Consider the following 25,791-nt stretch of genomic DNA (forward strand, 5'->3'; position numbering starts at 1 on the left):
CGATAAGGTAGTAACGAGAGCTTACAAATCAAACTTATAACCTAACGATAAATAAAAAGCTCGGTTTTGGAACCCTCCTACGCCCTTATAAACGCTTGTCAATCCCAGTAAATATCTGAAATCAAAGAGCAACCCGTTTTGCGCTTCATATCCAGCCCCGAAGGCGAGGCTGAGATCGAAAGGCTGTTTCTTTCCCAACAGTGCCTGCGACTGCACCTCTTCACCATACCTTAATCTTCTTTTCAACATAAAGCCGACCTGCGGTCCCAACTGGAGGTTCAGCCCTGTCCGATGCGTAAATTTGGCCAAAAGAGGGATTTCCAGATAATGAAGGGCGACATCCATATCCGATGGAGCCTCTCCTATATTTTCATATTCATAAACATAATCCTTCAACTTGTATCCACTTTTCATATACAACAATTCAGCCTGCAAACCAAAATAATGGTTGAACTGATATTGGGTAAAGAAACCACCGTTCAGCCCCATACAGTATTTACCATCAAGTTCCACCCCCCCACCACCTGGAAAATGCACGGAAGAACCATTCAGCCCGACTTTCCCTCCAACAGCCCATTGGGCATATAGAGGAAAGAAAAGGAACAGGACAACTACTGAGGACAATAATTTTCTCACATTCATATTCTTTTCGTTTTAGTTGTTTATGTCCATAGAACGAAGCAATACATAAATAAATTGTTCTTATATGAAATTTAAGGGCATTAAGAATTTAATTCCCATGCCTAAAAGACTTGCAACAATCGCTAAAAAACACGACATTTGCAATGTATTGAAAATAACGTAGAAGCGTTTCGATATTATCTTGCTTTGAAATCTGGACAATTTCAACCAATCAAGATAATGGGAAAATGACTCCTGCGCTTGTGTTTGTTATATACCTATCCGGTAATGGGTAGATTATATACCTGCATTAAGCGTGGGATCATTGTTCTATTATTGATTGGTGGGCAGTCCAGAGCCTCAAAGCAGTGATAGACGATGGTCCTCACGCTTTTTTATTTAATAATGCCGAACGGAGGGGACAGGGAGGAAAATAATATTTTAGCATGAAAAAACTTATTGGGCTATTTTTATTATTGATTTTTTGTATCGGATGTGAAAAAGAAGGAGAAGAAGGAGAAGAACCGGATACTCCTATACCAGAACAACCTCACGATTATGCTGAATTTTGGGGATATCATGTAAAAGATACAACCGGACTTCAAACAGAAACCTTGAAAACCATACATTCCAATGATACAACATGGCTTTTTGCAATGAAAAATAAAAAACCATGGTTTGGTATGTTTAATGAAAACACAAATAAATCCCGCAAAACGAAAAGTGATCATCGCGAAAAACGAAAAGCATCTTTTGCGTCAAAAACGAAAAGCGCTTCAAAAATCCCGATTGTCATTCTTGTTTGAACTATTTGTCCCAATAAAAAAGCGTCATTCAAATGCCTTTTGAAAGCTATTTGAATGACGCTTTTTTCTACTAAAATAACAGCTAAAACCCATTGCCAACCCAGCAAAAATCCGTACCTTTACAAGGTAGTTAGGATGCCATCTTTATGGATTGGTCGTCTGCTTTCTTGAACAACATGATATCCGTGTAGGACGAATTGTAGTTCATGTGCGTGTTGAACTCGACCTTTTCACTGCCGGCAAACGGGTTGCCGATGGTGTTGTTCTTGTCCATCCAGGCGCATAGTTCGATGATGGACGATTTGTTTGACGTGAAATAGATATAGTTCGTTCCTACGAGTGTCTGCAACACATCTAAGTAATCGGAAAGCCCCCAGTTCATTGTGTAGGTGCCGACTTCGGTGGATAGATACGGAGGGTCTATCAGGAACACTACATTCGGGACATCTTTATATTTGTCGAACAGTTCCCTGTAATCGCATGAAACGACCTCCAGATCGTCCAGATAGTCGAGGCATGGGCTGTAATCACATTTGCGCACGGTGTTGTAAAACGTTTCCTTCCGCAGTCCGGACAAATCGGTGACATACTTCATGGAAAAGAGCAAGGAGGATGAAAGTGTGATATAATCCACATATCCGTATTTCTGTTCCTCTTGTTCGATCAGGTGCAGGATTGCGTCTTTTGTCTCTTTAGGAAGGGCTTTTTGCCGGGGTGTCGATGCGGCCAGCGGACGGATTTTCGCAAGCAGCGCGTTGGTTTGCGGGATGTTCTCCAGCCTGCGCCGGTAATTGTCGTAATCGTTATAAACGACGGTGGCATCCGGCTTGCGGCACTTGGTTATATGTGACAACAGGCCGGAACCACCGAACAAATCAACGAACAGGGTATCCTCCGGATAACGCTCCAATACTTTGATAAACTCTTTTGCGAACATTCGCTTTTGCCCCACGAACGGAAGCGGGGCAGATAAATATTGTTTCCTCATTTGCATTTTGTTTAAAAACGGGTTGCAAAAGTCTCGCTTTTCTTTCGGATAGCTATGAAAAAACAATGATCCACACTGCACCAGACTTACAGCGATTCTCAAACATTGAGTTCAAAACGGATTCCCTCTTTGCCGTCTAACAGGGCGCAGGTGCGTTCCAGGTTGTTCTTGTAGATATGGACGTTGGCCAAATTGAGGGTGATGGACTTCAGGGGCAGATTGATTTGCCGGGCCATCAGATACAGGTGGTAGAGGTCGGAAGGCAACCCCAGATTGGCATCGCTGCTGCGCTGGTAGGCCGACAGGACCAGTTCCCCGCCGTCTATCTGGAACTGCACGAGGCTCAGGCAGGGGGCTTGGTTGGTCTCCACGTCGGTGGAACCGAGGAATAGGACGTAGTTCTTACTGCTTCGTTTTTCGCGGTTGATCCGTTCAATAAGGGAGGGCAATTTCTCGAAATAGGTCGGGTAACTGTTTACGAGGGTCTGCCCGCAATAGTCCCACCACGTAATGCCCTCCTGCCGATATTTTTCAACATTCCGCTCCCCCTCCATAAAAAGACGAAGCTCCGCACGCAGTTTCTTCCGTGCGATTCCATGTCCTTCAAAAATATCCAGCAGGTCAGACGGGGTTAGTATGAGGGTTTCGTTCAGCAGATAACGGATGCTTCCTTTCTTGTTCTCTTGCTCTTTTCCGGACACGATGATCCGGCTTAATAGTTGATGGTATTTGTTCATGGTGTCTGTTTTTTGTTCACATAAAAGTAACATGCTACAGAAAACAAATGGGCGGGCTCCTTTTTTTCTTACTGTAAACATCCTGCATACGTTCAACGCTCAAGCGGCTCGCAGCGTTGTGATAGCCGCTTGAGCAAGGTATATACCTTGCGCTCGCTTATCCGGTATTTCTCGGCCAGACAGACGACGATGTAGGTCGTTTTGTGTCCTTCTTTCTTCATCCGGGTATATTCTTTATACAGACCCACATAGGATACATCTTCTATGTGAATGCCTGAGTTCAACATCCATTCAAAGGGTGTTTGATATAAATTTAAAACATCAAAGACAGTCATAATTTCCAATTTTGAAGTATATTTGTGTTGCCAATCACATAATAAAAAACGAGACATCGCGACTGAAGGCATATTGCCCCCGGTCGTGCGGTGTCTCGCATTTTATTGTTAGTATGTGATTGGCGTCTTTACTAACGAGCCGGGGGCTTTCTTTTCTTCCCCCGATATCATAATTACTGGTTGTTCAGTTTCTCAAAGTCCGGATCGCTGTACGGTGTGTCCAGGATTTTTGTGTAGGTGGACATGGTAAACTCGGAGAACATACCGTTGCGGTCGATAAATTCGACCCGGCTTTTGAGGTAAGCCAGTTCCTCGTCCGTAAACGAGATTTCGACCGTGTCGGTTATGGCCGCAGCGTCGGTGAATCCGATGTTGATTTCTTCGCCCCCCAAATACTTTATCACGATTCGTTTCTGGTCTGCTTCCGAAATGGAGATTTTGCCGTCAATCGAGATTTTCAGTTCCATGTTTTTACGGGTGTCGAACTTGGGAAGCACCGTGTTCAGGATCAGAACCCTGTCTTTTAATGTCAGTTTCATTTTGTTCTATTGTTTAATGGTTGTTTGATTCTTATTATGATGTCATTCGTCTGCGTTAGGATCATATTGGCGCATTTTGCGTGCTCCGACACATATCCCTTTGGCAAAGACGAACCACGTGTCGCTGTTGTCAATCCGCACGGCCCCGTCCATACCGATCAGCATCCGGTTCTTGACACTTTTGGCCACATATACATTCGCCTGTACGGTTCCGTCTACCTGGATATCGCCTTTTGTAAGCAAAGCGATATTCTTTGAGCCTCCGGACACAGTTATAACAGCACCATATTTTGTACTGTAAGGTTCTGAATTTGTATTTTCCAGCCTCAAAAGTGCTGCCGTACCTGTACTCGCCGGAAGTGTGTTAAGACCGATACCAGCCCATTTTCCGGTAGCCGAAAATCCTAAAAAGGCGCTTGCCCCATTGGAATAGAGGAAAAATTTGGAATTGGACAGCCCAGAATATTGGTTGTCGGAAAACAATCCTCCGCTTTCCATACGGAGTCCTCCGATATAGGCGTTCCCATTCTGGTAGACCTTGAATTTCGCGTTCGCCTTTGATTCCCCTGCCCAAATCCGGACGGAGTCACCAGAGGTGCCATAACCGGAAAAACCAGCCAGCCTTTCGCCATTGTCATTGGTGATGTAGATTTCCCCTTTGCTGTCGATGCTTCCGTCCTTGTAGACCTTGAACGTGGCATTGTCCGCATTGTTCCCGCCGGACCAAATCCGAATATTCCCGTTGCCGACCATACCGGCAGAACCTCCGAATGTGATAAATCCGGCTGCCGAGACCACTCCCCGGTCGATGGAGACTTTCACATTACCATCCGCGTCTGACAGTTGCCAGTCGGAAGAGACATACCGTCCGCTCTGCCTACCCTGCACGCAAACACGCATGGAACTGCCGTCGGAACCATAGGTTATCCACTGGTCGCCGGCATCATAAGGCGGGTAAGGTGTCGAGAGGAACACGCGCCGTTTCCCGTCTGCCGTGTCTTGTGCCCGGCTTGCCGCTTCAGCGGCATCAATAGCCGCCTGGTCGCGAATGATTGCCCAGGTGTTGGACGATGGTCCCACATAACTTTTCAATTCCTTTGTACTTGTGTTATACCACAAGTCCCCGACATGGTCGGGTTCCGTTCCGGACGGCCACGAGTTCCAGGGGTTGGACGACTGGTAGTATGTTTCTATCTTGCCATCGATTTGGTTCTGAAGGTCTCCCTTTACGGCGTTGAGCATGGCGATCGTGCCGTATATGGACAAATCCGGTTTGTCCATGATATTCTCATAGCCGGTTGAACCCGATGCGAATTTCATTACACCACCAAATTCACCGATACCCAAATTGAAATAGTTTCGGCCGTCGGTCGAAACAATCCTGTCCACCGTGATCCGGCCCGGCAATACTTCCGTAAAGCCATAAACGGTCACGAACGAACGTACCCCGTCAAACTGGCTACCTAACAAGCCGACCAGGAAGTAATAGAAACTTCCTTCTTCCAACTTGTGCGCCGTTTCGGACAGGAGGAAGTTCCCGCTCTGGTCGCTTTTGCTGCATTTGGCATAGAGATACATTTTCCCGAAGTCACCCAGCGGTGGGCTGGTGTAGGCCGGAAGGTCCCAGTATTTGTACTCGCTTGCCTTGTGTTCGCCTTTGATCTCGGAGATACCCAGCGTCATGTGTTGCAGGATAGCCTTTGGAGCGGTGAACACTTCCGTATTGTCGTTATAAACGAAGTCGAGTTCCACCGTCTGCGGGTTCGTCTTGCTATTGACGAAACGGAATTGCAGGCTTTCATCGCCGACCAGTAGCGACATGGTACGTACCCAAATCGGGTCGATTCCCTTCGAGTAGTTGTCAAAAGCCTTCTCCAGCATTTCCTGGGCTTCGATGGCATCCCGCCAGCGGCGTTTCGTATAATGTAAGGCATCCCGGTAACGTTCATCCTCTTTTACCTCGTTGCTGTCGATCTTCCCCAGTTCGGAAGAGACGAAGCCGGCCACGGGGGTATTCGACAGTTCGATTTCCGGGCTGTGCGGGCGGTTGATGTAGTCCTTGATGCCGGTGATCCGGATCAGGACGCTTTCCGGCTGGAACTGGTCGTCGCTGAAATAGATGTAACTGCCCGGTTGCAGTTTTCCGCCGATTTCCGTCCAACGCTTCTTCGCCCAGATGCCGTCCAGTTCGCCCGTGAAGGTGAATGCTTCCTCTTCATGCTCGCGCAGATAGCGGGCAGCTTCGCGGAACATCTCCCATGAGGCACCGGACTTGCCGGCATTGTCGCATACGTAGGCTTCCGGTAGCGAGATGTTGAAGACGGCATATTTGTCGCCAACGGACGGATGGCGGTTCTCGTTGGGGATCGTCCCCCCGTTCTTTTCTACCGGAACAAGTTTGAAACGGCGTTCGGCATGGATGTAGCCGGTCAGGGCGTCGTCCGTCTGCTCGATGTCGAACTCCTCGCCGGTCAGTACACCTGACTGGAAGATAACGGTCGCCTTTTCCCCAACGATCCGGCAATCGGAATAATTTAGGTTGTCGGGGATTGAATTGTCTTTGAAGTCGTACAGGTTGTTTCCGGCATCCACCGCAATGACCTCCGAGACTGTCCCGACACGCGACGGGTAGATATGGCTTGCGTCGTAGCTGTCCTCATTTTTGTTCGGCAGCTCGCGGTCGGCACGGGTGACAAACATCCCGTCCGCGTCCGTCTTGTAACGGCGTCCGTCATATTCCAATTCCTGCGCTTTGGGAAGCAGAAGCGTTTCGCTGTGGTAGGTGGCGGGATCGATGTTCCGCTCGCCACCTTGCACGTATAGGATGGAGACGGGCGATTTGTCCCCTTGCACCTTCCTGCCGATACCGGTTTTGAAACCGTTACCGCGTCCGTATGAGAGGGAAAGCGGGTCGTCCTTGAAGCGTTCCACCTTGCCGAAGTTGATGACCTTTCCGACAAATTCAAACTCGGTGTCCCACTCATCCGCCATGCGGTTCAATACCTCCAGACAAAACTCGTGGCTGAAGGCGAACGTTTTTTCCGGCGCGTCGATACAGGTGCCAATGGTCCATCCGCCACCCTGCTGGCGATTCAGGTTGTCGACCATGAGCTGGAGGAAAAACCGTGGTTTGCCGGTCAACTGGAATTTCAACTTTACCGGGATGGCCGAGAGGTGCTTGTACTTCGTCCGGTTCAGCAGTTCCCAGTCACCGCCCAGCGTCAGCGCGTATTCCAGGTTGCGCGTCCCGTGCTTGGTGAGGTCCTGCGGCCGCCAAAGGGTGTAGCGCAACCCTTGGAAACGGATGTGGCTGCCGACGGGTATCTCTACGTGCTCCGTAAGGGAGAAATAGAGGAAGACCCGGTCGCCCTGCCGGATGGCACGGTAACGGTAGCTGGTGTCGTTCACCGGAATGTCAAGCAATGTTTCGCCTTTTGGGTTGTATATGATCATTGTTCGAATGGTGTTAAAAAAGGATGTATGCTTTTTTGAAAAAGGGTGTATGCTTTTTTGAAAAAGGGTGCATGCTTTTCGGGAAAAGGGTGCACCCTTTTGGGAATACCTATTATTCGATCACATAACTGTATCTTACACGTAATGTGTCGTTATGCCCCTTTTCCACCGTCTCTTCAAGGTTGGTCCCTGAAAAGGTCCGTGTAAACATCGCATAGCGCATATCCGCATTGTTTATACGCATCTGGCGAAATTCATTCGAATCCACGAATATATACGCCTGGTTTGTCCGGTTGTTGATGTGACGGAACTTATCCAGCACTTTTCCCGATGTTTCATCGAGTATGACGCCTTCCACAAAATCCTGTGAATAATAATTCGTTTCGGCTCCGGAAACCGGATTGAGCACTTTCATGAAAGGCAGGTAATATTTACCCTCCCTGTAGGCTCCAATCTGAGGGTACGATGCCCCAGAGAACGGATAACACATGACCTTGTAAGGGATTTCCGCAATGATTTCATTGGAAATGGTTTCCGGGGTGGCTCCGGTTGGATCAACCTTGATACGTAAACGATGGATCGCATACCGGGCATTAACCGTATTCGGGAATCTGATACCGGCAGCCATAATGATGTCCAGGATGCTGTCCGATCCGAGCTCATCGGTAAGGTCAGGTCTCGGAACCAAGACAGGAGGCCACCTGTCCGTTGCGGTAATCGTGATGGGATCGACTACCGTTTCACCATCTTCACCCAATGTTTGGATCAAAGACATCTCCAGGTTTGTTGTCTTTTTATTTGCATTCGCCGTCGCAGCTGTCGCATAGTCAACCGTTCTCCAATTCGGGTATGCGACAAGCTGCAATATATGCCCGGTATTTCCGCTCATATATGAACCGGGAGAGGAAACTTGGTAAACATTATCCCCGATCACAATCCCGTGAAGAATCGCATTCATGGATGTCATCGGTGTCGTGGTGTCCGTATATGTCTCGATTTCCTTGGTTTTGAGATTCATCCGGTAAAGTTCTGTATTGTCGGATTTTTTCTTGTACACGACAGTCCCGTTCGTCGTGGCTTCGTACAGGAATTTTTCATCCATTGTCCTGTCTGGAAATTCAGGGTCCTTGGAACCGCAGTACCAAACGACGTTGGTTTGTCCTCCCATCGGTGCGACAAGGATAGATTTGAACGAACCCTTGAAAGTGTTTTTTACATACTCCATCGTGTAACGCATCTCATTGCCGATATTGTAGCTGACCTTTTGCGGGATGAGCGTCATCACCTTTTCGCTTTCGACGGTTTCCCCGTTTTCATTTTTGAATGCCACCCGCCCGTTTAACGCACCGAGAATATTCAAATGGGGAGGTTCATAGGTCTCTTTCTTGATGTCGATGTCCCCGTCCAGCAGATAAATGCCACAATTGGTTGCTGCGCTGTAGTCGCTTCTCGTGTTGAATTTTGTCACCGCCTGCGGGCCGCCGGTGTTAAGCACATAGCCCAGCATTTGCCACAAGATCGGCCTTGTGATCGTGTTCTTGTGTAATTCGCGGTGTTTCACTTTACCGTTTTCGTCTTCAAGGATGATCTCCACTTCGCCCCTGACTTTTACTTCTTTCTCTTTCATAAACAAAAAAATTAATGGTTCGTATTATGTTTCATTTCTTTCAAATTTCTTCTTCGTCCGGTGTCTCACCCGCATCCTTTCCGCGTTCGAGGAATACAGCCACGGAATCGGAAGAAGTCGTTTTTTCCATATACCCGCCGGATCCGGTTGTTTTCTTGGAAACGTCAATCTTGTCGGCTGGCAACATGGATACCGGCGTGACGATATGCGGATCGCCAACTTTGACATGTATCAAGTCCTGTGAATCCGTTTTTTCTACCGCCTCCGGTCGTAACATGACATCGAAGACGCATCTGTCTTCGTCACATACGTTCACGGCAGATTCCTCAAACCTTGTAAATGTCATGTCATGCCATCCACCTTCCTGTATGGTTGGGCCTTTTTCAACGGCGTATGGAAATACCATGCGGTCAAACGAAAATGTTGCCGAATCTTTAACCGGTACATGGATTTCTTCGGCATTCACAAACCGCATATCATGCCACCATTCTTCCCAGACGAACGGGCCATGTTCTTCTGCCGATGCGATCAGTGTCTTCGGACCTGAATAACATCTGTTCAACTTGAATACCCCGTAACTCATTTTATTATCGTATAAGTTATGTTTATTGCTTCAGATGCTTTTTTCTCGGCTGCAACCCGGAACCGGCCGTCCGTAACAGGCATATTTTCGTAGATATGGATATGGATGGCTTCATCGGCTGATTTTTTATCTTCGGGCCAGGCTTCAAGAAAACAACCCTCCCGGACATCACCGTCTTCCACCTCTTGCCACCATAGCCTCTCTTTTTCGTCTTCTATCCAAGAGCCGGGCAATAAGACCGCTGTTTTCTGCAACGGTTTGAAAGAAAAACGTTTGTCTGACGTACCCTTGTCATAAAAAACGGAAAGGTCCACTTTCTCCACTTCCAATTCCTGTTTTGCCGCACCGTCCCACCAATAATCGGGAACGCCTTTGTCCCGGATGTAGAGGTTATCCCCTTTTTGCAGCAACAGCGTGTTCTCCTCTTTGGAAAGCCATTCGTCCAGTTCGTCTACCGTATCGAAAATTTTCGCACGCGACTTCCCACGGGCGATCGCTTCCACGTCCGTTATCCTTTGCCGGATATCACCATGCGCACCGGGATCACCATCATGTGTCCCGATCCTTAGTGTCACCCCGGCCGTATCGATAAAATCGCAGTCATTTTCAAGGTCGCTTGTTTTTTTCGGGATGATTGGGTCTACATATTCGATCAGCGTGCCACTCTCCGGCATCCCGTCACGGGAAAACATCAACAGGCACTTTTTACCTGCCAGGACTCCGGAAGGATCCACAGCCAGATTCCCGAAACCTTCTCCCGGCAGACCTTGCGGGATGACAAAATTCAGCAAGTATTTGTCCCTGCCGTCCTCGGTTTGTCCGTTTGGCAGCAAGTCTACGGCCGCTTCGCCTCCGGCTTCTCCCGTCGTTACGGTTCCTGTTTCGATCAGGGGGATGAATCCCCTGGGGCCGGGAACCACCACCAGGTTCAGTTTATACATGGGGTTACCGTCTTCATCAAAACCGTCCGGGGAAAGGGTCGCCGAAGCTGAACTGCCAACCGTGACGTTCCCGATAGTGATTTGCGGGGTCTTGCCGGTGAAACCGATGGCACCGGACATATCGACCAGATATTCGAATGAGACCGCACCCCGGACATACAGCTTTGCATTATCCGGAACTTCCACATCGTTCGTATTGATGAGCACGAATTTCCCTTCCGGCACATTCATCAAATCCGCTTCCATCATCTCCACGGAAGGATAAGTGCGGTATATGCTGAACCCTTCGGGACGAAGGACGGTAGCCGTTTTGTTATAGGTTCCTGTCACATAGTCCCACACATATACATGATAGTCGCTTCCGATGTAGCCAGGATGATCCGATACGGATTTGGCTATGGCTGTAGCATCTTTGGCATTTTCAGTCGCTTCGTCGGCAACTTCCTTAACGGCAAGAGTATCCTTGCGTACCTGTTCGGTTGCCTCTTTCACCGCAAGGGTGTCTGACTTCACCTGGACTGTCTCATCCCGAACCGTTTTCGTCTCAGTCTTGACCTGTTCGGTAGCTTCCTTGACGGCCAGCGTATCCTGGCGTACTTGGTCAGTCGCTTCTTTCACCGCAAGGGTGTCTGCTTTCACCTGGGCGGTTTCATCACGAACGGTTTCAGTCTCGGTCTTGACCTGTTCGGTAGCTTCTTTGACGGCAAGGGTATCCTGGCGTACTTTGTCGGTCGCCTCTTTCACCGCAAGGGCGTCTGCCTTCACCCCAGCTGTTTCATCACGGACTGTTTCCGTTTCAGTCTTGACCTGTTCGGTGGCTTCCTTGACGGAAAGGGTGTCTTGGCGTACTTTGTCGGTCGCTTCTTTCACCGACAGAGTGTCTGCTTTCACCTGGGCAGTCTCATCGCGGACGGTTTCTGTTTCAGTCTTAACCTGTTCGGTAGCCTCCTTGACCGCCTGCGTATCTTGGCGCACTTTGTCGGTCGCCTCTTTGACGGCAAAGGCTTCAGCTGCCGCCCGGTTTGCCAAATCGGTCGCATCGTCGGCACGCTTGACGGCATCGCCGACAGAAGCTGTGGCGGCGAGACAGTTTTCGTAGGCATCTTCTATCTCCGAGAGGCTTACCCGCACACTGGTCTTCTTGCCGTCCACCATCTGGTAGCCGATCGTCCATAGCCCCCGGAACGTCACAGAAGCCGGTAGTTCACTGATCCGTATTTTTTTCTCTTGTCCAGTCATATCATTTCATATCGATTAAATATTCCCCGTCTTCGGTCACGATCCAGTCTCCCGCCTCTGTTGCCAAGAAGTAATCCGTTTCATACAGGCGGAACATCGTAAACACCAATGTCAGGTTGAACGTAACGACAACCGGCCCCGCCATTGTCAGGATTTTGAAACCGCTGCTGTTCTTATAATAGCAGAGATATTCCTTGCCGATCTCTTCCACATACAGTTTGCGCTCTTCCGGTTGAATCAGTGCGGAAAAGAAAGCATCGTAACACTTCCAGAAGGCTTCCATTGAAACGGCTTTGAAATGGCATTTGAACGTCACTTCCTTTTTCTGGAATACCAAGTGGTCCGCATCGTATATGCGCCCGTCCTCGGTCGAAACCGTCCGGTCCATGTTCCGTTTTGCCGTGGGGGATTTCAAGAACGAGGCACGTGTGTCGTCGGTCGCCACCCCGTAGGCCGAGAAGGGGACACCGTCCAGCAGGTACCGGCTTTCCGTGGGCCGGACACCCGGATCGGGCATCGTCTCCGGTACCGGGCGTACCGGCACGTCTTCCACCAACTTCAACTCGAAAGAAGTGGCCAGCGGATAGACGCGACCAGCCGACTGGCTGCTTAGTCTGAGGTTCCACCGTCTGCCCAAGGAAGGAATATAAAAGCTATGGTACCCCGGTTCACTGAGGTAAGCGACCAAGTCGGTTGCCCCGACATGGGTATCGGCCAGGAACGGGATCGCTATTTCTTTGTCCTCCAGCTTCGGCTCCGAAAGGTCCACCTCGATACCGTCCTCTTCGGGCCAGTCGTTGTATTCCGGTTCGCGCATGGCGGGGAAAGTGAGCAAACCGGCATACCCGCCACGGATGATCCAACAACCGAAACGGCTCCTTACGTGCAAGTCGTCTATGTATAAAGCGTTTTCCATTATGCCGTTTTTCGTAAAATGAGTCCCCTGTTCTCTACGTCCTGGAAGCTGCTGCGCATGATTGCGATGTCCCTTTCGATGTTTTCCAACCGGTCCGTGTTCTTGGCGATGCGCTCCATGAGCGTAAGGCTTTCCACCAGCAGCGTGTTGATATTCGTCACCCCATGGCATGTCTTGTCGGCATAGATCAGGAGGGCATATATATTGCCGCTTATCTCGTTTGCGCTGTCTTGACTAATAAGGGCACCACTTTTAGCAGTGGCCGTCCGGTCGGAAGCGATGTTTCCGATGGCTGTGCCTGTTATCTTCTCCATGTCCTCCAACTGCCGGGCAGCATTCTCGATGATCTGGTCGTATTGCGCTTTCAGGTCGGCGATGTTGCTTTCCGTCAGGCCGGCACCGCTCGCTTCGGCGAATGATTCGTACCATTTCCTTAAAGGTTCTTCCAGTGCCTTCATCTTGATGCCTTGTAGGACGGCATTGTTCAGCATCTGCTGGAAATCGTCGGCAAAGTCCTTGGCGGAACGTTTGCCCTCGGCGAAGCCACGGATGATGCTGTCGGTGATCGAATCGACGGTGGTTCCCGTGAAGGCCTCCTTCATCTCTTCGTTCAGGTCGTCCATCATGTCGGAGACTTCTTCGCCCTCTTCCTTCAGCTTTTGGAGCTGCTCGAAAAGCGTTCGGGCTGCATCGGTCAGTTTGTCCTCAGTATAGAGTGATTCGATCTCCTCGTAGGTCTTTCCGGAGAGTGAACTGTAATCGTTCCATGTCTTCGCCTTTCGGAACCAGGTGCCGTGCTTGTAGTGGGTTCCGGAGATATATTCTTCGCCCATCAGCTTTGCCCAGACCTTGTCGTATTCGGCGGCGATGTCGGTGGCTTGCCCGGACAGTTCCGTCTTCAGACGGTCGAAGTATTTCAGGGAGGTTTCACCGATCTGCTGTTGGATACGGAGTCGTTTGCGCAGGATGGCGTTGTACTCCAGTTCCTTCATCTCAGTTTCCAAGAGGCCCTGCCGGTATTCGGCAAGGATACGCTTGTTTTCCTCCGTCCGTTTTTTGAACGAACCTATAATGCCGGTCACGCCGGAAAGGATACCGGTAGCACCACCGATCAGGTCGCCCGAAAGGGCACGTCCGGTACCGGCAGCGATATCGCCTACGCCAGCCACCAGATCGGAAACGGTGGAAAGCGTGCTGCCCAATGTTCCTTCGAACATTTCTGCCGTCTCCGCTGCCAACGAAAGGCCGTCGGCGATCATGAAACATTCATCGGCGATGGCAGAAGCTTTGTCCGAATCAGACAATGTATCCCAGGCATCCAGCAAGCCCAAGACCCCTTCGCGGGCTTCTTTCGTCTGATTGGTAGTCTGTTCGATCTTTTGGCGTAGTCGTTCAAGGTCAGAGGTATCGAGTTTACCCAACATTTCCGCCCGCTTTTGGGCTTCGGCTTCCAATTCCTTCTGCTTGCGGGTAAGGCCGTTCATCACATCTTCCAGCAGTCCTTTGGATGATTCAAGCGCGACTTTTCCCACCCGTTCAGAGATACGCTCCAGTTCTTTGACGTTGCGTTCGATCTCGGCATTCAGCTTTTCACGGCTTTGGTCGTCGGTGGCCAGGGCGTGTGCCTCCTTCAGTTTGGCAATGACCTTTTCGTAATAACGGATGGAACCAAGCGGACCGTCATCCCCGTTGTTTTTTGCAGCCTTGCCATCCAATGTGTTGCTTTGACGCAACATCATGCGGCGCGAGGCATAGCGTTGTGCCTCCAGGCGATTCACTTCGGCCAAGGCTTCCGCTTCGGCGCGGAGGTCGGCCTTGTTGGAGTTGGCAAGGCCGTTCTGTGCCTTGATGATCTCGTATTTCTCGCGGGCGATGGCCTGTTCCTTGGCAAAGAGTTCGTCCGTCAGGCGGATCGCCTCCTTCAGGGCTTTGGCACGTTCCGCCTCCGGTGAGTTCATGTCGTATGCCTTGTCGCGCAGTTCGCCGATTTTCGCCTCCAAGCGGGAACGTTCCACCAAGAGGTCGCGTTCGGCTACATCGAGGGCGTTGCGACGTTTTTGTAGTTCGACCGATTCCTTGATCTTCTCGTTGGTATCGGCCATCCAGTCGGCAGCTTTCCGTCCGGCATCCTCGATACCGGTCAAGCCTTGCAACCAAGCGTTGGCAAAGTCGGCGGTTCCTTCTTTGAAATCGCCCTTCAATATCTTCCAAACCGCTTCGCCCGCTTTTCCAACGGAACGGAGGCGGTTCATCAATTGGCCGGAGAGGAAATCGCCCAGGTCGGATAGTGCCTTTTTCGGTTCGGTGAAAGCCTTGTATAGCCATTCGCCTACCTTATCGACCACGTCCAGCAGACTGCCCAGCACTTGGTTGAATGCTGCCGTGGCGTTCGCCAAGGCGTTTTCCCCCTCCTCGGTGCGGTGGAACCAACTGCTGACGGCGGCAAGCCCGGCGGCGATGGCGGCAAGCACCATGCCGAGCGGCGTGGCGATAAAGGCGAGTGCCGCCTTGGTCATTTTTCCGATAGCGGTGGCCGTCTGCCCGATTGGGCCTGGACACGATTCGATTTGGCTCTGAAACTGCTTCAAGCCGGAGGCGGCACCACCGGTTCCTTTCTCCAGCTCTGCCAGTTCCTCTTTCAACGATTCGATCTTCGCGCGAAGCTCCTCACCGGCTGCCCCTTCGCGTTCGGCAGCTGACATCTTGCGCCAGGCGGTTTCCATTTTGGCGAGTGAGGCGCGTAGCGATTCGATGCTTCCCTCGGCCATCCGTTCCTGCTCGATGGATTCCTGGAGCACTTTGATATTCTCCTGGATGCCATTACGGAGGTCGGTTTCCTGGATAGCGAGTTTCGCCTTGCCTTCGGCATACTGGGCGGTCGTGATCGCGCCACGGGCAAAACTTTCATCCAACGCTTTGCCGGCCGCATCCAGCTGTCGGAGGCTGTTAATGTCCTCCTGGATGCTGACGGCCAGCTGCTGGTTGCCCTTGTTCATAGAGGCAAATGCTTCGTTGCTGTCGGCGATCAGACGCTGGTAGGTCTGTGTGGACTCGTTACGCAAGCCCGCGATCCCTAACTTCACCTTCTCGACCTCCTCCGAAAGGTTGCCTTTGAACTCAAATGTCACATATATCGGTTCGTTATTCATGCCAGTCCCAAAAATGCCAGTTCCTCTTCTTCCGTTTGGATAATATCTTCTTTTTCATTCTCCTCCTTTTTCCGTGTCCGACCTATATCGCTGATCATCGTGAGGACGACGCACCAAGGTATCTTGCGCATCACTTCATCGTAGGTGAACGTGCCGGAGGAGACCAGCGCGTAGATGCGTCCGAAAGGGCTATGGGGAGGTTCGTATGCCTCCTTTAACTCCCTTCCTCCGTCGGTTGGCTCGGTGTCGGTGCCATCAGGTTCATGGTGGCGACCGAGTCGATAGTATTCATAAAACCCTCCGGCGATGCCATCAGGAGGATCACCTGCGCCAGTTCCGCCATCCCTTTCATGGTGGTATGGCAACGGATGTACCAGGCCAACGGGCGAACCAGCCACCGCGAGAGCAGGCTGTTCCCGACCATCCCTTCGGCGATGACACGCGACACCCGTTTACCGTTGCGGGCGATGCACTCCAGCGTCGTGCCCAGGTCACCCGCCTTCAGTTCCTTCAAATCGAGGTTCATCCGGCAGAAGATTGCAGCCATCCGGCAAAGGGTCTCGCCTGTCGGGAATGGGACGCCGTAACGGATGGTCCGTTTACCGAACTTCCGGAGCAGCCAGGGGGCCGGCAGGTTGATGGTCAGCTGCCGGTTCAACAGCGCGTCGGCGGCATAGGCTTCAATCGGCTCTGTTTTCATCTGCCGTTTCTTTTGCTTTGGGTTCACCCAGCCGGTAAATCTCATACGGGCCGTCGTTTTCACCGATCGGCGCTTGTGCGGTAGCCGTCACCTCGATCTGGGCAATGTCGGTATTCGTCAGGTTCCAGATGAAACGTGCCACGATCTTTGCCCGCGGGACATCGATCACCACGCCATAGCGAGAAATGACACGCACCGCCTTTTCAACCTGTACGGTGGATTTCGGGGCTTTGTATTTCTCGACGTTGTAGGTCACCCCGTTGATGGTCACATCTTCCGTCACGGTCGTTCCTCCAAAGACAGTGACCAGCACGTCGTTGTCCCACTCCATGAAGTTCAGTTTGATTTGCTTGAGTCCGGCTTCGGTCACAACGGTTTCTTCCGGGACTTCCGGTTCCTCTTCCGAATAGAAGTCCTGCGTCTGGTTGGCTTCGGTGTTGAACGAAGCGGTTCCTTTCAGCGTCTTGGCCAGCTGCTTCATCACTTCCGGCATCCCCCCGTTCTGGTTCACGTCGCCGAACATGGCGATCTTCAGGCCGATCGATCTTGTTTTCTTGTTTTCTGCCATTGCTTATATCGTTTGAAAATGATTATTATAATGAATGCTATTAAAATGCCGTTCAAACCGTGTTTAAGACAATTCCAAAACGGGACGACGGCAGGCTCTTTTACCGTTACCAATTCCGACTGCCCGCTGCGGGTTTGTTCCCGGCTTTCCTCTTCCCGGTATTCCAGCCGAGGCTGGTTTTCCGCTTCTGCCGTCACGCACAGGCTGTCACCTTTCAGGCTCGCCGTTACGCGCAAACCGCCTGAACTGCCGGTATAGACCGCTCCGGCGGGGAGCTTACGGAGGCTGTCCAGCGGGGCCGTCAGCCGGACCGGGGGCAACGGGGTTGTCGCGAGGGTGACGTTCACCTTTTTGTCCCACCGGAGACTGTCGGCCACCCGGATAGAAGTATCTTCTTTTATAGTCCTGCACGAGAGTACGGGCAGGACAACGGTCATACACAGGGCAAACCACGATCTTCGCAATACACCCCTCCAGGCGCGACATGCGTGCTTGAAAATCTCGAATCTCGTCATAAAGGTTTACTATTGTCTCGTTGTCCTTTTCGGCGATATGGCGGGACACATTGTCTTTCTCCAGCCGGTTCTTCCGGCGCAGCAGGGGAAGCCCGGCCAGCCAGTTCAAAAGGACGATCAGGCCGCCGCCCGTGCCGAGATAACCAAATAATGCGTCCCAGTCCATGTCTTTTCAGTTGAAAGTTGACAATTGACAGTTGACAGTTAGGATTTCTTCTCGCTGAATAGTCCGATTATCCACTGCACCAGCCCGATGTCGGCGATACCGTTTGCCGCCAGTCCGCTACCCAATCCATAGAGCAGGGCAATATACCACTCGATGCCGTCATAAATTCCCAAATGCTGCCACCAGCCGAACATACACAGCCCGACGGCGACCAGCCAGGAAACGACCTGCGTCCATATCCCTTTCAGGCTTGGGAAAAAGCCTTTCACGATTTCCACCACAAAAGGGATTGTCGCCACGAGCGCGGAGAGCGAAAGGAATACAGCGTTGTAGTCCGGAGTTTCTACCGCCACTTCCGGCGAACCTGCCACTACTGCCAACACCGGCAGGCATACGGCAAACGATGCCATCATCCCGAAAAGGGAAAGAATGAATTTCTGTTTCATGTTGTTTTTGTTGTTTTACTGGTTAATACCTATTTCTTTCAGCCATTTTTGTACATCGAAGCTGGGGCAGGCCTTCGCCGCCAGTTCGTTATGTCCGACGATCCTCACCGATGGGAAGCGGCGGTGGAAGTCCCTCACGTAGTTTGCAAGGGCTTTCCGCTGCTCCGCCGTCCGAGTGTCCTTGGGAGTCTTCCCGTCGGCAGCCACGCCGCCGACGTACACGATGTGCCGGGCCGTACTATTATGCCCTTTTGCCCCATTGGTAATCTCCCAGGGATCGACCACGTCGTCTTCGTTGTTCGCCACTAACCGTTCCACCCTGCCGTCCAGGTGGACCATGTCGGTATAGCCCACCTGCTTCCAGCCGCGGCCACCTTTCGAAAGGGGGGCGCAATGCCAACGGCGGATGTCTGCCGCCGATACTTCACGGCCGGGAGGGGTGGCGGTGCAGTGGAGGACTAAGTGTTTCAATTGTGCCATCGATTTACGCCTTGTTATAGATGACCGCTTGGTACTTGTTCCGGATCGGAAGTGCCGTAAAGCGTTTCTGAAAACCGATCACATCGCCACGCTCGCCCGGGTCCTTATACTTGGCGAACACCTCAATGTCACCGTCGGCACGCATTACCTCCTGGTCGGAGTAGAACAGGGAACACTGGACATCTGTCTCTGCTGCTGCCGTTCCAAATGCCACTTTCTTTCCGGTTTCTTGGTTGTAATAAGGTAACTGACTGAAGGTGTAGAGCGAGAAACCAAACAGTTTGTTACTTTCCAGCATTGCCTTGTAGAGTTTCATGTCCTCCAATTGCAGGTCAGCCAGGTGATACGGGTTCAATACGGCTACCAAGGTGGCCGGATCAATGTCCTGCGAGCGGAACCAGGCATCCATCTTCAGGATGTCTTCGAATGAGATCTTTCCTGATCCGGTAGTAGTTTTGACCGGCGTCAACTCTTTTGCTTCCTCCGGTGCCCAATTATTAGCGGCGTATGCGGCCGTTTTCGCCTGTAAGGTGTTACGGTGCTGGCGCACGACACTCTCCATTTTGGCATAGGCCGTCTCCATTTCTTCCACATTACGAACCACCGTGTTTTTCGTGTCGAACGTATGGAGTGGCAATTCCAAGGCCACGTCAGTACGTGATGCGGTCGGTACCGGGAATTCCGTATTGTCTATCAATACATCCGGAGCGACACCCGCTTCTGCCAGGTTGATTTTGTTGTACTCCACCATCGCCGTCATGTCCACCGAACGGGTCAGGAATGTACGGTCGGGATAAAATCCCTCCATCAGCATGGCAATCCAAATTTGCTTTTCTATAGGCATAAAATACTTGTTTAATGGTTATTTAATTCGTTTCTTCAATTCCTCGAACGCCTCCGGATCTTCCGCTTTCAGGCGTCTCAACCCTTCCGGGTCCTCTTTCGCCCAGCGGAGGTACGTCCAGTCCTTTCGCTCACTTGCTACAGCCGGTTTTCCGGTCGAATGGGTCACTTTGGCAGACAACGATTCCTTGGCGGGGATCGCCTCCAGCGTCGCTTTGGCCGTGTCGAAGTCAGCCAATGCCAACTTGACAAACGATTCCTTTTTGTCCGCCGTGATACGGCCCTCTTTTACAGCCAGCGCGACTAAATCTTCAGCCTGCTGTTTGCGCTGTTTGTCCAGTTCGCCTTCCGCTTTCTCAGCACGGGCTTGTAGTTCCATGATGGCGGCGGAAATCGATTTGCCATCCGCCTCGTTGCTTTTTAAGCCTAACGCGGTGTACGCCTCGGCTGTCAGGATGATTTTGTCCATCTCTTCTTTGTCTTTTTGGTTGATGTTCAACAATGCTTCGACGCTCAGTTTTACCCGGTCGTCGGGGATGATGTCGCCCCCGTTTGTGTACAGGCGGAGGGCATTCCTGTTGCTGGGGACGCTTACCAGGCTTACTTCGCACAGTTCCCAGTCGGTCACCGTCACGCGCTCCTCACCGTCAGGCGTGGTGCGCAGTTCCACGGCGTGGATGATGATTCCGGGGCTGCATCCTTTCAGGATTCCTTTCTTCGCCTGGCGTTTACATTTGGCCCCCAACTTGTCCTCTTCGTCATATTCAGCCTTGCCGATCAGTTTCGTACCCTCCACACGCAAACCGGCCATCTGACCGATCAGGTTGGACGACTCGTGGTTGAATAGCATCACCGGGTTGGCGTTGTAACGCTCGAAGCGTCCGGCTGAATTTAAAAGGACAAAACCGTGGCTGTTTACCACGCTCTCATCATTGAGTACATATTCGTCTTCGTTCATGGTGCGATACCTTTTTGGGTGCGAAATTACCGGGACGGGTACAGGTCGGAAAACAGAGTGGAAATTCTTTACACTTTTATTTCCGGTCACTTTAATTCACTTGAACTTTGCCCAAAACAACGATTGTTTATGGCAGAAAAAACAAACAAGGAAAAGACGGGCATCCGTGTGAAGGATCCGCAAAAGTATGAATACGCCTACCTGCTGTATATGCAGAAGGTACCCCAAAAGGAGATCGCCGAACGGGTGGGCGTGAGCCAGCAGACGCTGGTCAAGTGGAAGGACGACGGCGGGTGGGAATTTAAGCGCGTGGCCAAGACCATCAGCCGGGACGAGATCATCAACAAGGTGCTGGTAAAGGCCAACGAAATGCTCGACAGCGAGGAGGCCTTCAACGCGGATGCCTTCGCCAAGGCCATCAGCCAGCTGAAAAGCATCCAGTCGGGTGTCACGCCGGACAACATCGCTGACATCCTGACAAGGTTCGGCGACTGGGTTATCCGGGAATCGGCCAACGACAAGGCCATCACGACCGAGTTCGTGCAGCTGCTCACCAAGTACCAGGACAAATACCTTTTAATGCGGATCAACAATGGCTAAGAACAGACTGAGCAAAGAACGATGGAGGGCATGGGAAGAGCGCAGGAGGCTGATCCTGTCCGCCGATTTCTGCCTCTCCGGGACATCCGAACACAAGGAGGCACGTATTCGCGAGGCACGAAGGGACTATGCCTATTTCGTGGAGACCTATTTCCCGCACCTGTGTACCGACAAGGAGACCAAGGAGATCATCCGATGCGGCAAGTTCCAGATCGATGCCGCCAAGTATCTGAAGACGCACCGCCATACCCGTGCCGTATTCGAATGGGCACGCGGACATGCCAAGAGCACGCACGTCAGTCTGATGATCCCCATCTGGCTGATGATCCAGGAGGAGCGCACCATCAACGTCATGCTGCTCGTAAGCAAATCGGAGGACAGTGCCGACCGCCTGCTTTCCGACCTGCAATGCGAACTGGAGTTCAACACCCTGCTACGTTCCGATTTTAACATCCGGATAGACGAAGGCAACTGGAGTACCGGCGAGTTCAAGACGACCGACGGGTTGCTTTTCATGGCACTGGGTCGTGGGCAGTCGCCCCGTGGTATCAAGAACCGGGGGCAACGCCCGGACTACATCGTGATAGATGATATCGACGACGATGAGATGGTCCGCAACCAGGCACGTGTTTCCCAGGCGTTCGATTGGTGCCTGTCGGCCCTGCTGGGTGCAATGGATATGGGGCGCGGGCGGTTCGTGCTGGTGGGCAACCGGATTGGCAAAGACAGCATCCTGAGCCGTTTTGCCGAACGTCCGGACACGCACCACACCACCGTCAACGCCATCGATGCATCCGGTCAGCCTTCCTGGTCGGAAAAGTACACCCGGGAGGAGATTTTGAAACTGCGTACCTATATGGGCGAACGACGCTTCCAGAAGGAATACATGAACAATCCGGTCAACGAGGGGGCGGTGTTCCTGCGCAAGCATATCCGGTATGGGAAGATGCTGCCACTGAAAGAATACCGCAGCCTGGTTTGCTATACCGACCCTTCGTTCAAGGCCTCTTCGCAGAACGACTTCAAGGCAACCATGCTGGTGGGCAAGACAAAGGAAGGACAATACCACCTCTTGAAAGCCTACGCCGACCAGACCAGCGTCAGCAACATGGTCGCTTGGCATTACGACATCGATGGATACATCGCCGGACGTGTCCCGGTTCTATACTACATGGAATCGAACTTCATACAAGACCTGATGCTGGACGAGTTCAAAAAGGTAGGCGATGCAATCGGCCACCAGATCCCCATCCGGGGCGACTCGCGCAAGAAGCCGGACAAGTTTTCGCGTATCGAGGCGATGCAGCCACTGTTTGAGCGGGGTTTGGTCATCTTGAACGAAAAAGAGAAAGAGAGCCCCGGCATGATGCAGTTGGTGGAACAGCTCCTGATGTTTGAGAAGGGAAGCCGTGTACACGATGACGCCCCGGATGCCTTGGAAGGTGCCGTATTCCTGTTGAACCAGCGTAGCATGGCCTGTTCCGGAACCTATCGGGTAGGCCGTCGACCAAGCAGACGGTATTAGTTGACAGTTGACAATTAGTTTATAAATCAAAAATCATATCATGTTCCTGGAATTAGACGAAATGAAGACGGTGGTCGCCGAATATAAGCTGGAGGAGATTGCCGATTACGACGATACGATCACCGGGCAGTGCATACTGGCCGCCGTGACGAGGGTCAGCCGGTTGCTGTCCGGACGTTATGACGTGGAGAAGATCTTTTCGGCCACCGGCGCAGAGCGCGATGCGGAGCTGTTGGAAATATGCAAGAATATCGCCCTTTGGTTCCTGATCCGGCGGTGCAATGTGGATATCCTCTACAGCCGGGTGAAAGAGACTTACGACCGCGACATGGCCTATCTGAAAGAACTTATGAAGGGCGATATCCCTTCCGGGCTTCCCCTTCACGAAACCGGAGGCCGTCCGGTTGGTGCCGTCCGGTTCGGCAGCAATCCGAAGTTCAGCCATTCCTGGTAAACGCGCCACGCCGTTAAAACGCTGTTTAAACAGTCCTCTAATAAACAACAAAGATGAAAACGAACAAGTATATACCTACAAATAAAAGAGGCCCCCAAAAGCCCCGGAAGCCGTCCGTTCCACAACGGGAAGGACTGGTCAGAAAAGTCGTCCCCAAATCGATCAGCCGTGTAAGGAAAGACCTCGACAGCTGGCGTCGTGCCTTGCGCGAAGCGGACAGCGTCGACCGTCCTCGTCGGCGGCAGCTGATGGACCTGTATGCCGACGTGATGCTGGACGCGCTCCTGACCAGCCAGATCGAACAACGCATTGGCCGGACATTGTCGTCGGAATTTAGCCTGAAGAACGCTTCGGACAAGGTGGACGAGGCATCTACCCGGTTACTTTCGGAGGCCGTCTGGTTCCCGCTGCTGCTCCGCTATATGTTGGAATCGGTGTTTTACGGCCATTCGTTGGTCGAGTTCGACGTGACGGAGACGGACGGCATCTGCGTAACCCTGATCCCCCGGCAGAATGTGGTACCGGAACAGGGGTTGTTCCTTTTCGACAGTTCGGCTGATAAAGGCGAATATTACCGGGAACTGCGTGAGTTCGGCACCTACATCGTGGAGTTCGGCGCACCCGGCAATTACGGGCTGCTCAACAAAGCGGTGCCGCACGCGCTTTTCAAGAAGTTCGCCCATTCGTGCTGGTCGGAACTGTGCGAGATTTACGGTATCCCGCCCCGCTATATCAAGACCAACACGCAGGACCCGGCGATGCTTGACCGGGCTGAAGATATGTTACGCGACATGGGGGCTGCGGCCTATTTCATTATCGACACCACCGAGGAGTTCGAGTTTGCCAAAGGCGCGGACACCAACGGTGATGTCTATAACAACCTGATCGCGCTCTGCAACTCCGAGATGTCCATGCTGATCAGCGGGGCACAGATCGGGCAGGACACCAAGAACGGCAACCGCTCGAAGGAGGAGGTCGCCATCGGCCAGTTGAAGAAATATGTCGGTTCCGACAAACGGCAGGTGGAGGACTGGATGAACAGTCTCGTGCTGCCCGCCCTCTACCGTCTCGGTTTCCTTCCGGAGGGGCTGCGATTCTCGTTCAACTCGGAGGAAGACACCGGCCAGCTCTGGGAGCGCACCGCGCAGGCGATGCAGTATTACGAGATCGACCCCGCATGGATTCGTGACAAGTTCGGCATTGAGGTGACCGGAAAGCGTAGCACCGGGCAGGACGGTTTTTTCGGGTAAGCCCCGCCGACATCGCGGGGCTGTACCTGGACGGGGAAGCGAAGCTGGCTGAAAGTGGAGAAGATTTCCGGCCGGTGGACGAAGCGGTTTATCGCAAAGCCGTCCGCAGCATCTTCCGCCGGTCCGGTTTTACTGTCGATATGATGGAGACCCGCGAGGTACGGGCGTTGGTGGATGAATATGCCCGGGTCCTGAACACTGCCACCCGACCCGCACTGGAGAACGGTATCATCCCGGAGGCGATGGCGCGGAAACTGGAGGAGGACGTGTTTGTTTTCTCCGGCTTTAAGACCTATCAAGGGCTGAAGGAGGCATCCCGTCTGCTTCGCGACGACGACGGGACGGTGAAACCTTTCCACCGTTTCTACAACGACATAACGGCGATCAAGGAGGAGTATAACCGCCATTGGTTGAAGTCGGAATATGTCTTTGCACAGGCATCCTCGGAAATGGCCGCCAAATGGAAGGCGTTCGAGGCGGACGGCGACCGCTACAACCTGCAATACCGCACCGCCCACGATGGCAAGGTACGCCCGGAACACCGCGTGTTACATGGTACGACGCTACCGGCGTCCGACCCGTTCTGGGACGAGTTCTTCCCGCCCAATGGCTGGCGCTGCCGTTGCACGGTGGTACAGGTGCGCAAAGGAAAATACCCCGAGTCGGACAGCGCGACCGCCATCCAGCAGGGACGCGAGGCGACCTACCAGGCAGGGAAGAACGGGGTAAACCGTGCCGAGATGTTCCGCTTCAATCCCGGCAAGCAGCAGGTCGTGTTTCCCAAGCACCACCCGTATTATAACGTCAGCCAACGGGAACGGGAGGCGGTACAAGCTGCCCTGCGTCCGGAGGAGAAGGAATACACGGTGGTACCCACCCAAAACGGGACGCTCCGCATCCACTCCGGTCATGGCAAGGGGGAACGGCAGGAGAATATCCGGGTGGCTTCCCACTTCGCCAACAAGTATGGCTACGAGATCGACCTGCTCGACAATCCCGACGGGGTGAAATCGGCAGACAGCTACAACCGGACGTTGGGATGGGAAGAGGAGTACAAGGTGAACCAAAAGGAGCACCCGACTAAAAATTCAATCGACCGATTGATTCGGGATGCTAAAAAGCAGGCGGACCATATTGTGTTATGGGTTGAATCGGATATTTCTTTTGAGGATTTAAGCGCGGCAATACGTTCGCGGGTAAGACGATCTGAAAACATACAAACGATTACGCTTGTGATGGGTGGCAAGGATATTCGTTGGACTCGAACAGAAATTATATCGGAAGACTTTAAAATACGACTGGCAGACCTGAAATAATCAAATCTGCCAGAAGGGGGCTCACGGCCTTGCGGC

At 52.1% G+C, this 25,791-nt stretch carries 25 protein-coding genes; 6 read left to right on the forward strand and 19 right to left on the reverse strand.

All coding sequences use genetic code 11. The features are described from left to right. Positions 1-21: 21 nt before the first annotated feature. Complete coding sequence (locus tag RDN79_RS12875) at positions 22-642, reverse strand: porin family protein (RefSeq protein ID WP_298551689.1); 621 nt, start codon at positions 640-642, stop codon at positions 22-24. A 425-nt stretch (positions 643-1,067) separates the two neighbouring features. On the opposite strand from RDN79_RS12875, the gene RDN79_RS12880 reads away from it, so the two are divergent. Next, the gene (locus tag RDN79_RS12880; RefSeq protein ID WP_298551691.1) at positions 1,068-1,427 is read left to right on the forward strand and encodes a hypothetical protein; all 360 of its coding nucleotides are present in this window, start codon (positions 1,068-1,070) and stop codon (positions 1,425-1,427) included. A 130-nt stretch (positions 1,428-1,557) separates the two neighbouring features. Here the strand turns inward: RDN79_RS12880 and RDN79_RS12885 are convergent, their stop codons facing one another. The 18 genes from RDN79_RS12885 to RDN79_RS12970 form a co-directional block, all read right to left on the reverse strand. Further along, positions 1,558-2,415, reverse strand: a complete 858-nt coding sequence (locus tag RDN79_RS12885; protein ID WP_298551693.1) for a DNA adenine methylase — start codon at positions 2,413-2,415, stop codon at positions 1,558-1,560. A 98-nt stretch (positions 2,416-2,513) separates the two neighbouring features. Beyond that, positions 2,514-3,152 (reverse strand): thymidylate synthase, encoded by a 639-nt coding sequence (locus RDN79_RS12890; protein ID WP_298551694.1) that lies wholly within the window; start codon positions 3,150-3,152, stop codon positions 2,514-2,516. Between the two features lie 92 nt (positions 3,153-3,244). Beyond that, positions 3,245-3,400, reverse strand: a complete 156-nt coding sequence (locus RDN79_RS12895) for a hypothetical protein (RefSeq protein ID WP_298551695.1) — start codon at positions 3,398-3,400, stop codon at positions 3,245-3,247. 260 nt (positions 3,401-3,660) lie between these two features. After that, the gene (locus RDN79_RS12900; protein ID WP_298551696.1) at positions 3,661-4,026 is read right to left on the reverse strand and encodes a hypothetical protein; all 366 of its coding nucleotides are present in this window, start codon (positions 4,024-4,026) and stop codon (positions 3,661-3,663) included. Between the two features lie 42 nt (positions 4,027-4,068). Continuing rightward, complete coding sequence (locus RDN79_RS12905; protein WP_298551697.1) at positions 4,069-7,479, reverse strand: hypothetical protein; 3,411 nt, start codon at positions 7,477-7,479, stop codon at positions 4,069-4,071. A 112-nt stretch (positions 7,480-7,591) separates the two neighbouring features. Continuing rightward, a complete protein-coding gene (locus RDN79_RS12910; RefSeq protein WP_259032965.1) occupies positions 7,592-9,106 on the reverse strand; it encodes a hypothetical protein in 1,515 nt (504 codons plus the stop codon). 40 nt (positions 9,107-9,146) lie between these two features. Next, positions 9,147-9,689, reverse strand: a complete 543-nt coding sequence (locus tag RDN79_RS12915) for a hypothetical protein (RefSeq protein ID WP_259032964.1) — start codon at positions 9,687-9,689, stop codon at positions 9,147-9,149. Further along, positions 9,686-11,869, reverse strand: a complete 2,184-nt coding sequence (locus RDN79_RS12920) for a hypothetical protein (protein ID WP_298551701.1) — start codon at positions 11,867-11,869, stop codon at positions 9,686-9,688. Before RDN79_RS12920 ends, RDN79_RS12915 begins: the two co-directional genes overlap by 4 nt. A 1-nt stretch (position 11,870) precedes the next feature. Then, positions 11,871-12,785 carry a hypothetical protein gene (locus RDN79_RS12925; RefSeq protein ID WP_298551703.1) on the reverse strand — a complete coding sequence of 305 codons (915 nt, stop codon included), beginning with the start codon at positions 12,783-12,785 and terminating at the stop codon, positions 11,871-11,873. After that, the gene (locus tag RDN79_RS12930; RefSeq protein ID WP_298551705.1) at positions 12,785-15,934 is read right to left on the reverse strand and encodes a hypothetical protein; all 3,150 of its coding nucleotides are present in this window, start codon (positions 15,932-15,934) and stop codon (positions 12,785-12,787) included. The genes RDN79_RS12925 and RDN79_RS12930 overlap by 1 nt, the downstream gene beginning before the upstream one ends. Beyond that, positions 15,931-16,065, reverse strand: a complete 135-nt coding sequence (locus RDN79_RS12935) for a hypothetical protein (RefSeq protein WP_262886333.1) — start codon at positions 16,063-16,065, stop codon at positions 15,931-15,933. Before RDN79_RS12935 ends, RDN79_RS12930 begins: the two co-directional genes overlap by 4 nt. 83 nt (positions 16,066-16,148) lie before the next feature. Next, complete coding sequence (locus RDN79_RS12940) at positions 16,149-16,634, reverse strand: hypothetical protein (RefSeq protein ID WP_270621254.1); 486 nt, start codon at positions 16,632-16,634, stop codon at positions 16,149-16,151. Beyond that, positions 16,615-17,202 (reverse strand): hypothetical protein, encoded by a 588-nt coding sequence (locus RDN79_RS12945; RefSeq protein WP_298551710.1) that lies wholly within the window; start codon positions 17,200-17,202, stop codon positions 16,615-16,617. The genes RDN79_RS12940 and RDN79_RS12945 overlap by 20 nt, the downstream gene beginning before the upstream one ends. Further along, the gene (locus tag RDN79_RS12950; protein ID WP_308573235.1) at positions 17,166-17,717 is read right to left on the reverse strand and encodes a hypothetical protein; all 552 of its coding nucleotides are present in this window, start codon (positions 17,715-17,717) and stop codon (positions 17,166-17,168) included. Before RDN79_RS12950 ends, RDN79_RS12945 begins: the two co-directional genes overlap by 37 nt. A 204-nt stretch (positions 17,718-17,921) precedes the next feature. Beyond that, complete coding sequence (locus RDN79_RS12955) at positions 17,922-18,329, reverse strand: hypothetical protein (RefSeq protein WP_298551716.1); 408 nt, start codon at positions 18,327-18,329, stop codon at positions 17,922-17,924. Positions 18,330-18,344: 15 nt separating this feature from the next. Continuing rightward, entirely contained in the window at positions 18,345-18,809 is a 465-nt protein-coding gene (locus RDN79_RS12960) for an N-acetylmuramoyl-L-alanine amidase (protein WP_298551718.1), read from the reverse strand. 4 nt (positions 18,810-18,813) lie between these two features. After that, complete coding sequence (locus tag RDN79_RS12965; protein ID WP_298551719.1) at positions 18,814-19,653, reverse strand: hypothetical protein; 840 nt, start codon at positions 19,651-19,653, stop codon at positions 18,814-18,816. Positions 19,654-19,671: 18 nt separating this feature from the next. Continuing rightward, complete coding sequence (locus tag RDN79_RS12970) at positions 19,672-20,610, reverse strand: HK97 family phage prohead protease (RefSeq protein ID WP_298551721.1); 939 nt, start codon at positions 20,608-20,610, stop codon at positions 19,672-19,674. Between the two features lie 129 nt (positions 20,611-20,739). Between RDN79_RS12970 and RDN79_RS12975 the strand changes: the two genes are divergently transcribed. The 5 genes from RDN79_RS12975 (at position 20,740) to RDN79_RS12995 (ending at position 25,755) form a co-directional block, all read left to right on the forward strand. Further along, positions 20,740-21,210, forward strand: a complete 471-nt coding sequence (locus tag RDN79_RS12975) for a hypothetical protein (protein WP_308573236.1) — start codon at positions 20,740-20,742, stop codon at positions 21,208-21,210. Continuing rightward, positions 21,203-22,735 carry a phage terminase large subunit gene (gene terL / locus RDN79_RS12980; RefSeq protein ID WP_298551723.1) on the forward strand — a complete coding sequence of 511 codons (1,533 nt, stop codon included), beginning with the start codon at positions 21,203-21,205 and terminating at the stop codon, positions 22,733-22,735. Before RDN79_RS12975 ends, terL begins: the two co-directional genes overlap by 8 nt. A 40-nt stretch (positions 22,736-22,775) precedes the next feature. Beyond that, on the forward strand, positions 22,776-23,189 hold the full coding sequence (locus RDN79_RS12985; protein ID WP_298551724.1) for a phage protein Gp36 family protein: 414 nt from the start codon (positions 22,776-22,778) through the stop codon (positions 23,187-23,189). Between the two features lie 53 nt (positions 23,190-23,242). Further along, complete coding sequence (locus RDN79_RS12990) at positions 23,243-24,439, forward strand: DUF935 family protein (RefSeq protein WP_298551726.1); 1,197 nt, start codon at positions 23,243-23,245, stop codon at positions 24,437-24,439. Positions 24,440-24,513: 74 nt separating this feature from the next. Next, the gene (locus RDN79_RS12995; protein ID WP_298551727.1) at positions 24,514-25,755 is read left to right on the forward strand and encodes a phage minor head protein; all 1,242 of its coding nucleotides are present in this window, start codon (positions 24,514-24,516) and stop codon (positions 25,753-25,755) included. Positions 25,756-25,791: the final 36 nt, after the last annotated feature.

Source organism: uncultured Parabacteroides sp., assembly GCF_902493135.1.
GTDB lineage: Bacteria > Bacteroidota > Bacteroidia > Bacteroidales > Tannerellaceae > Parabacteroides.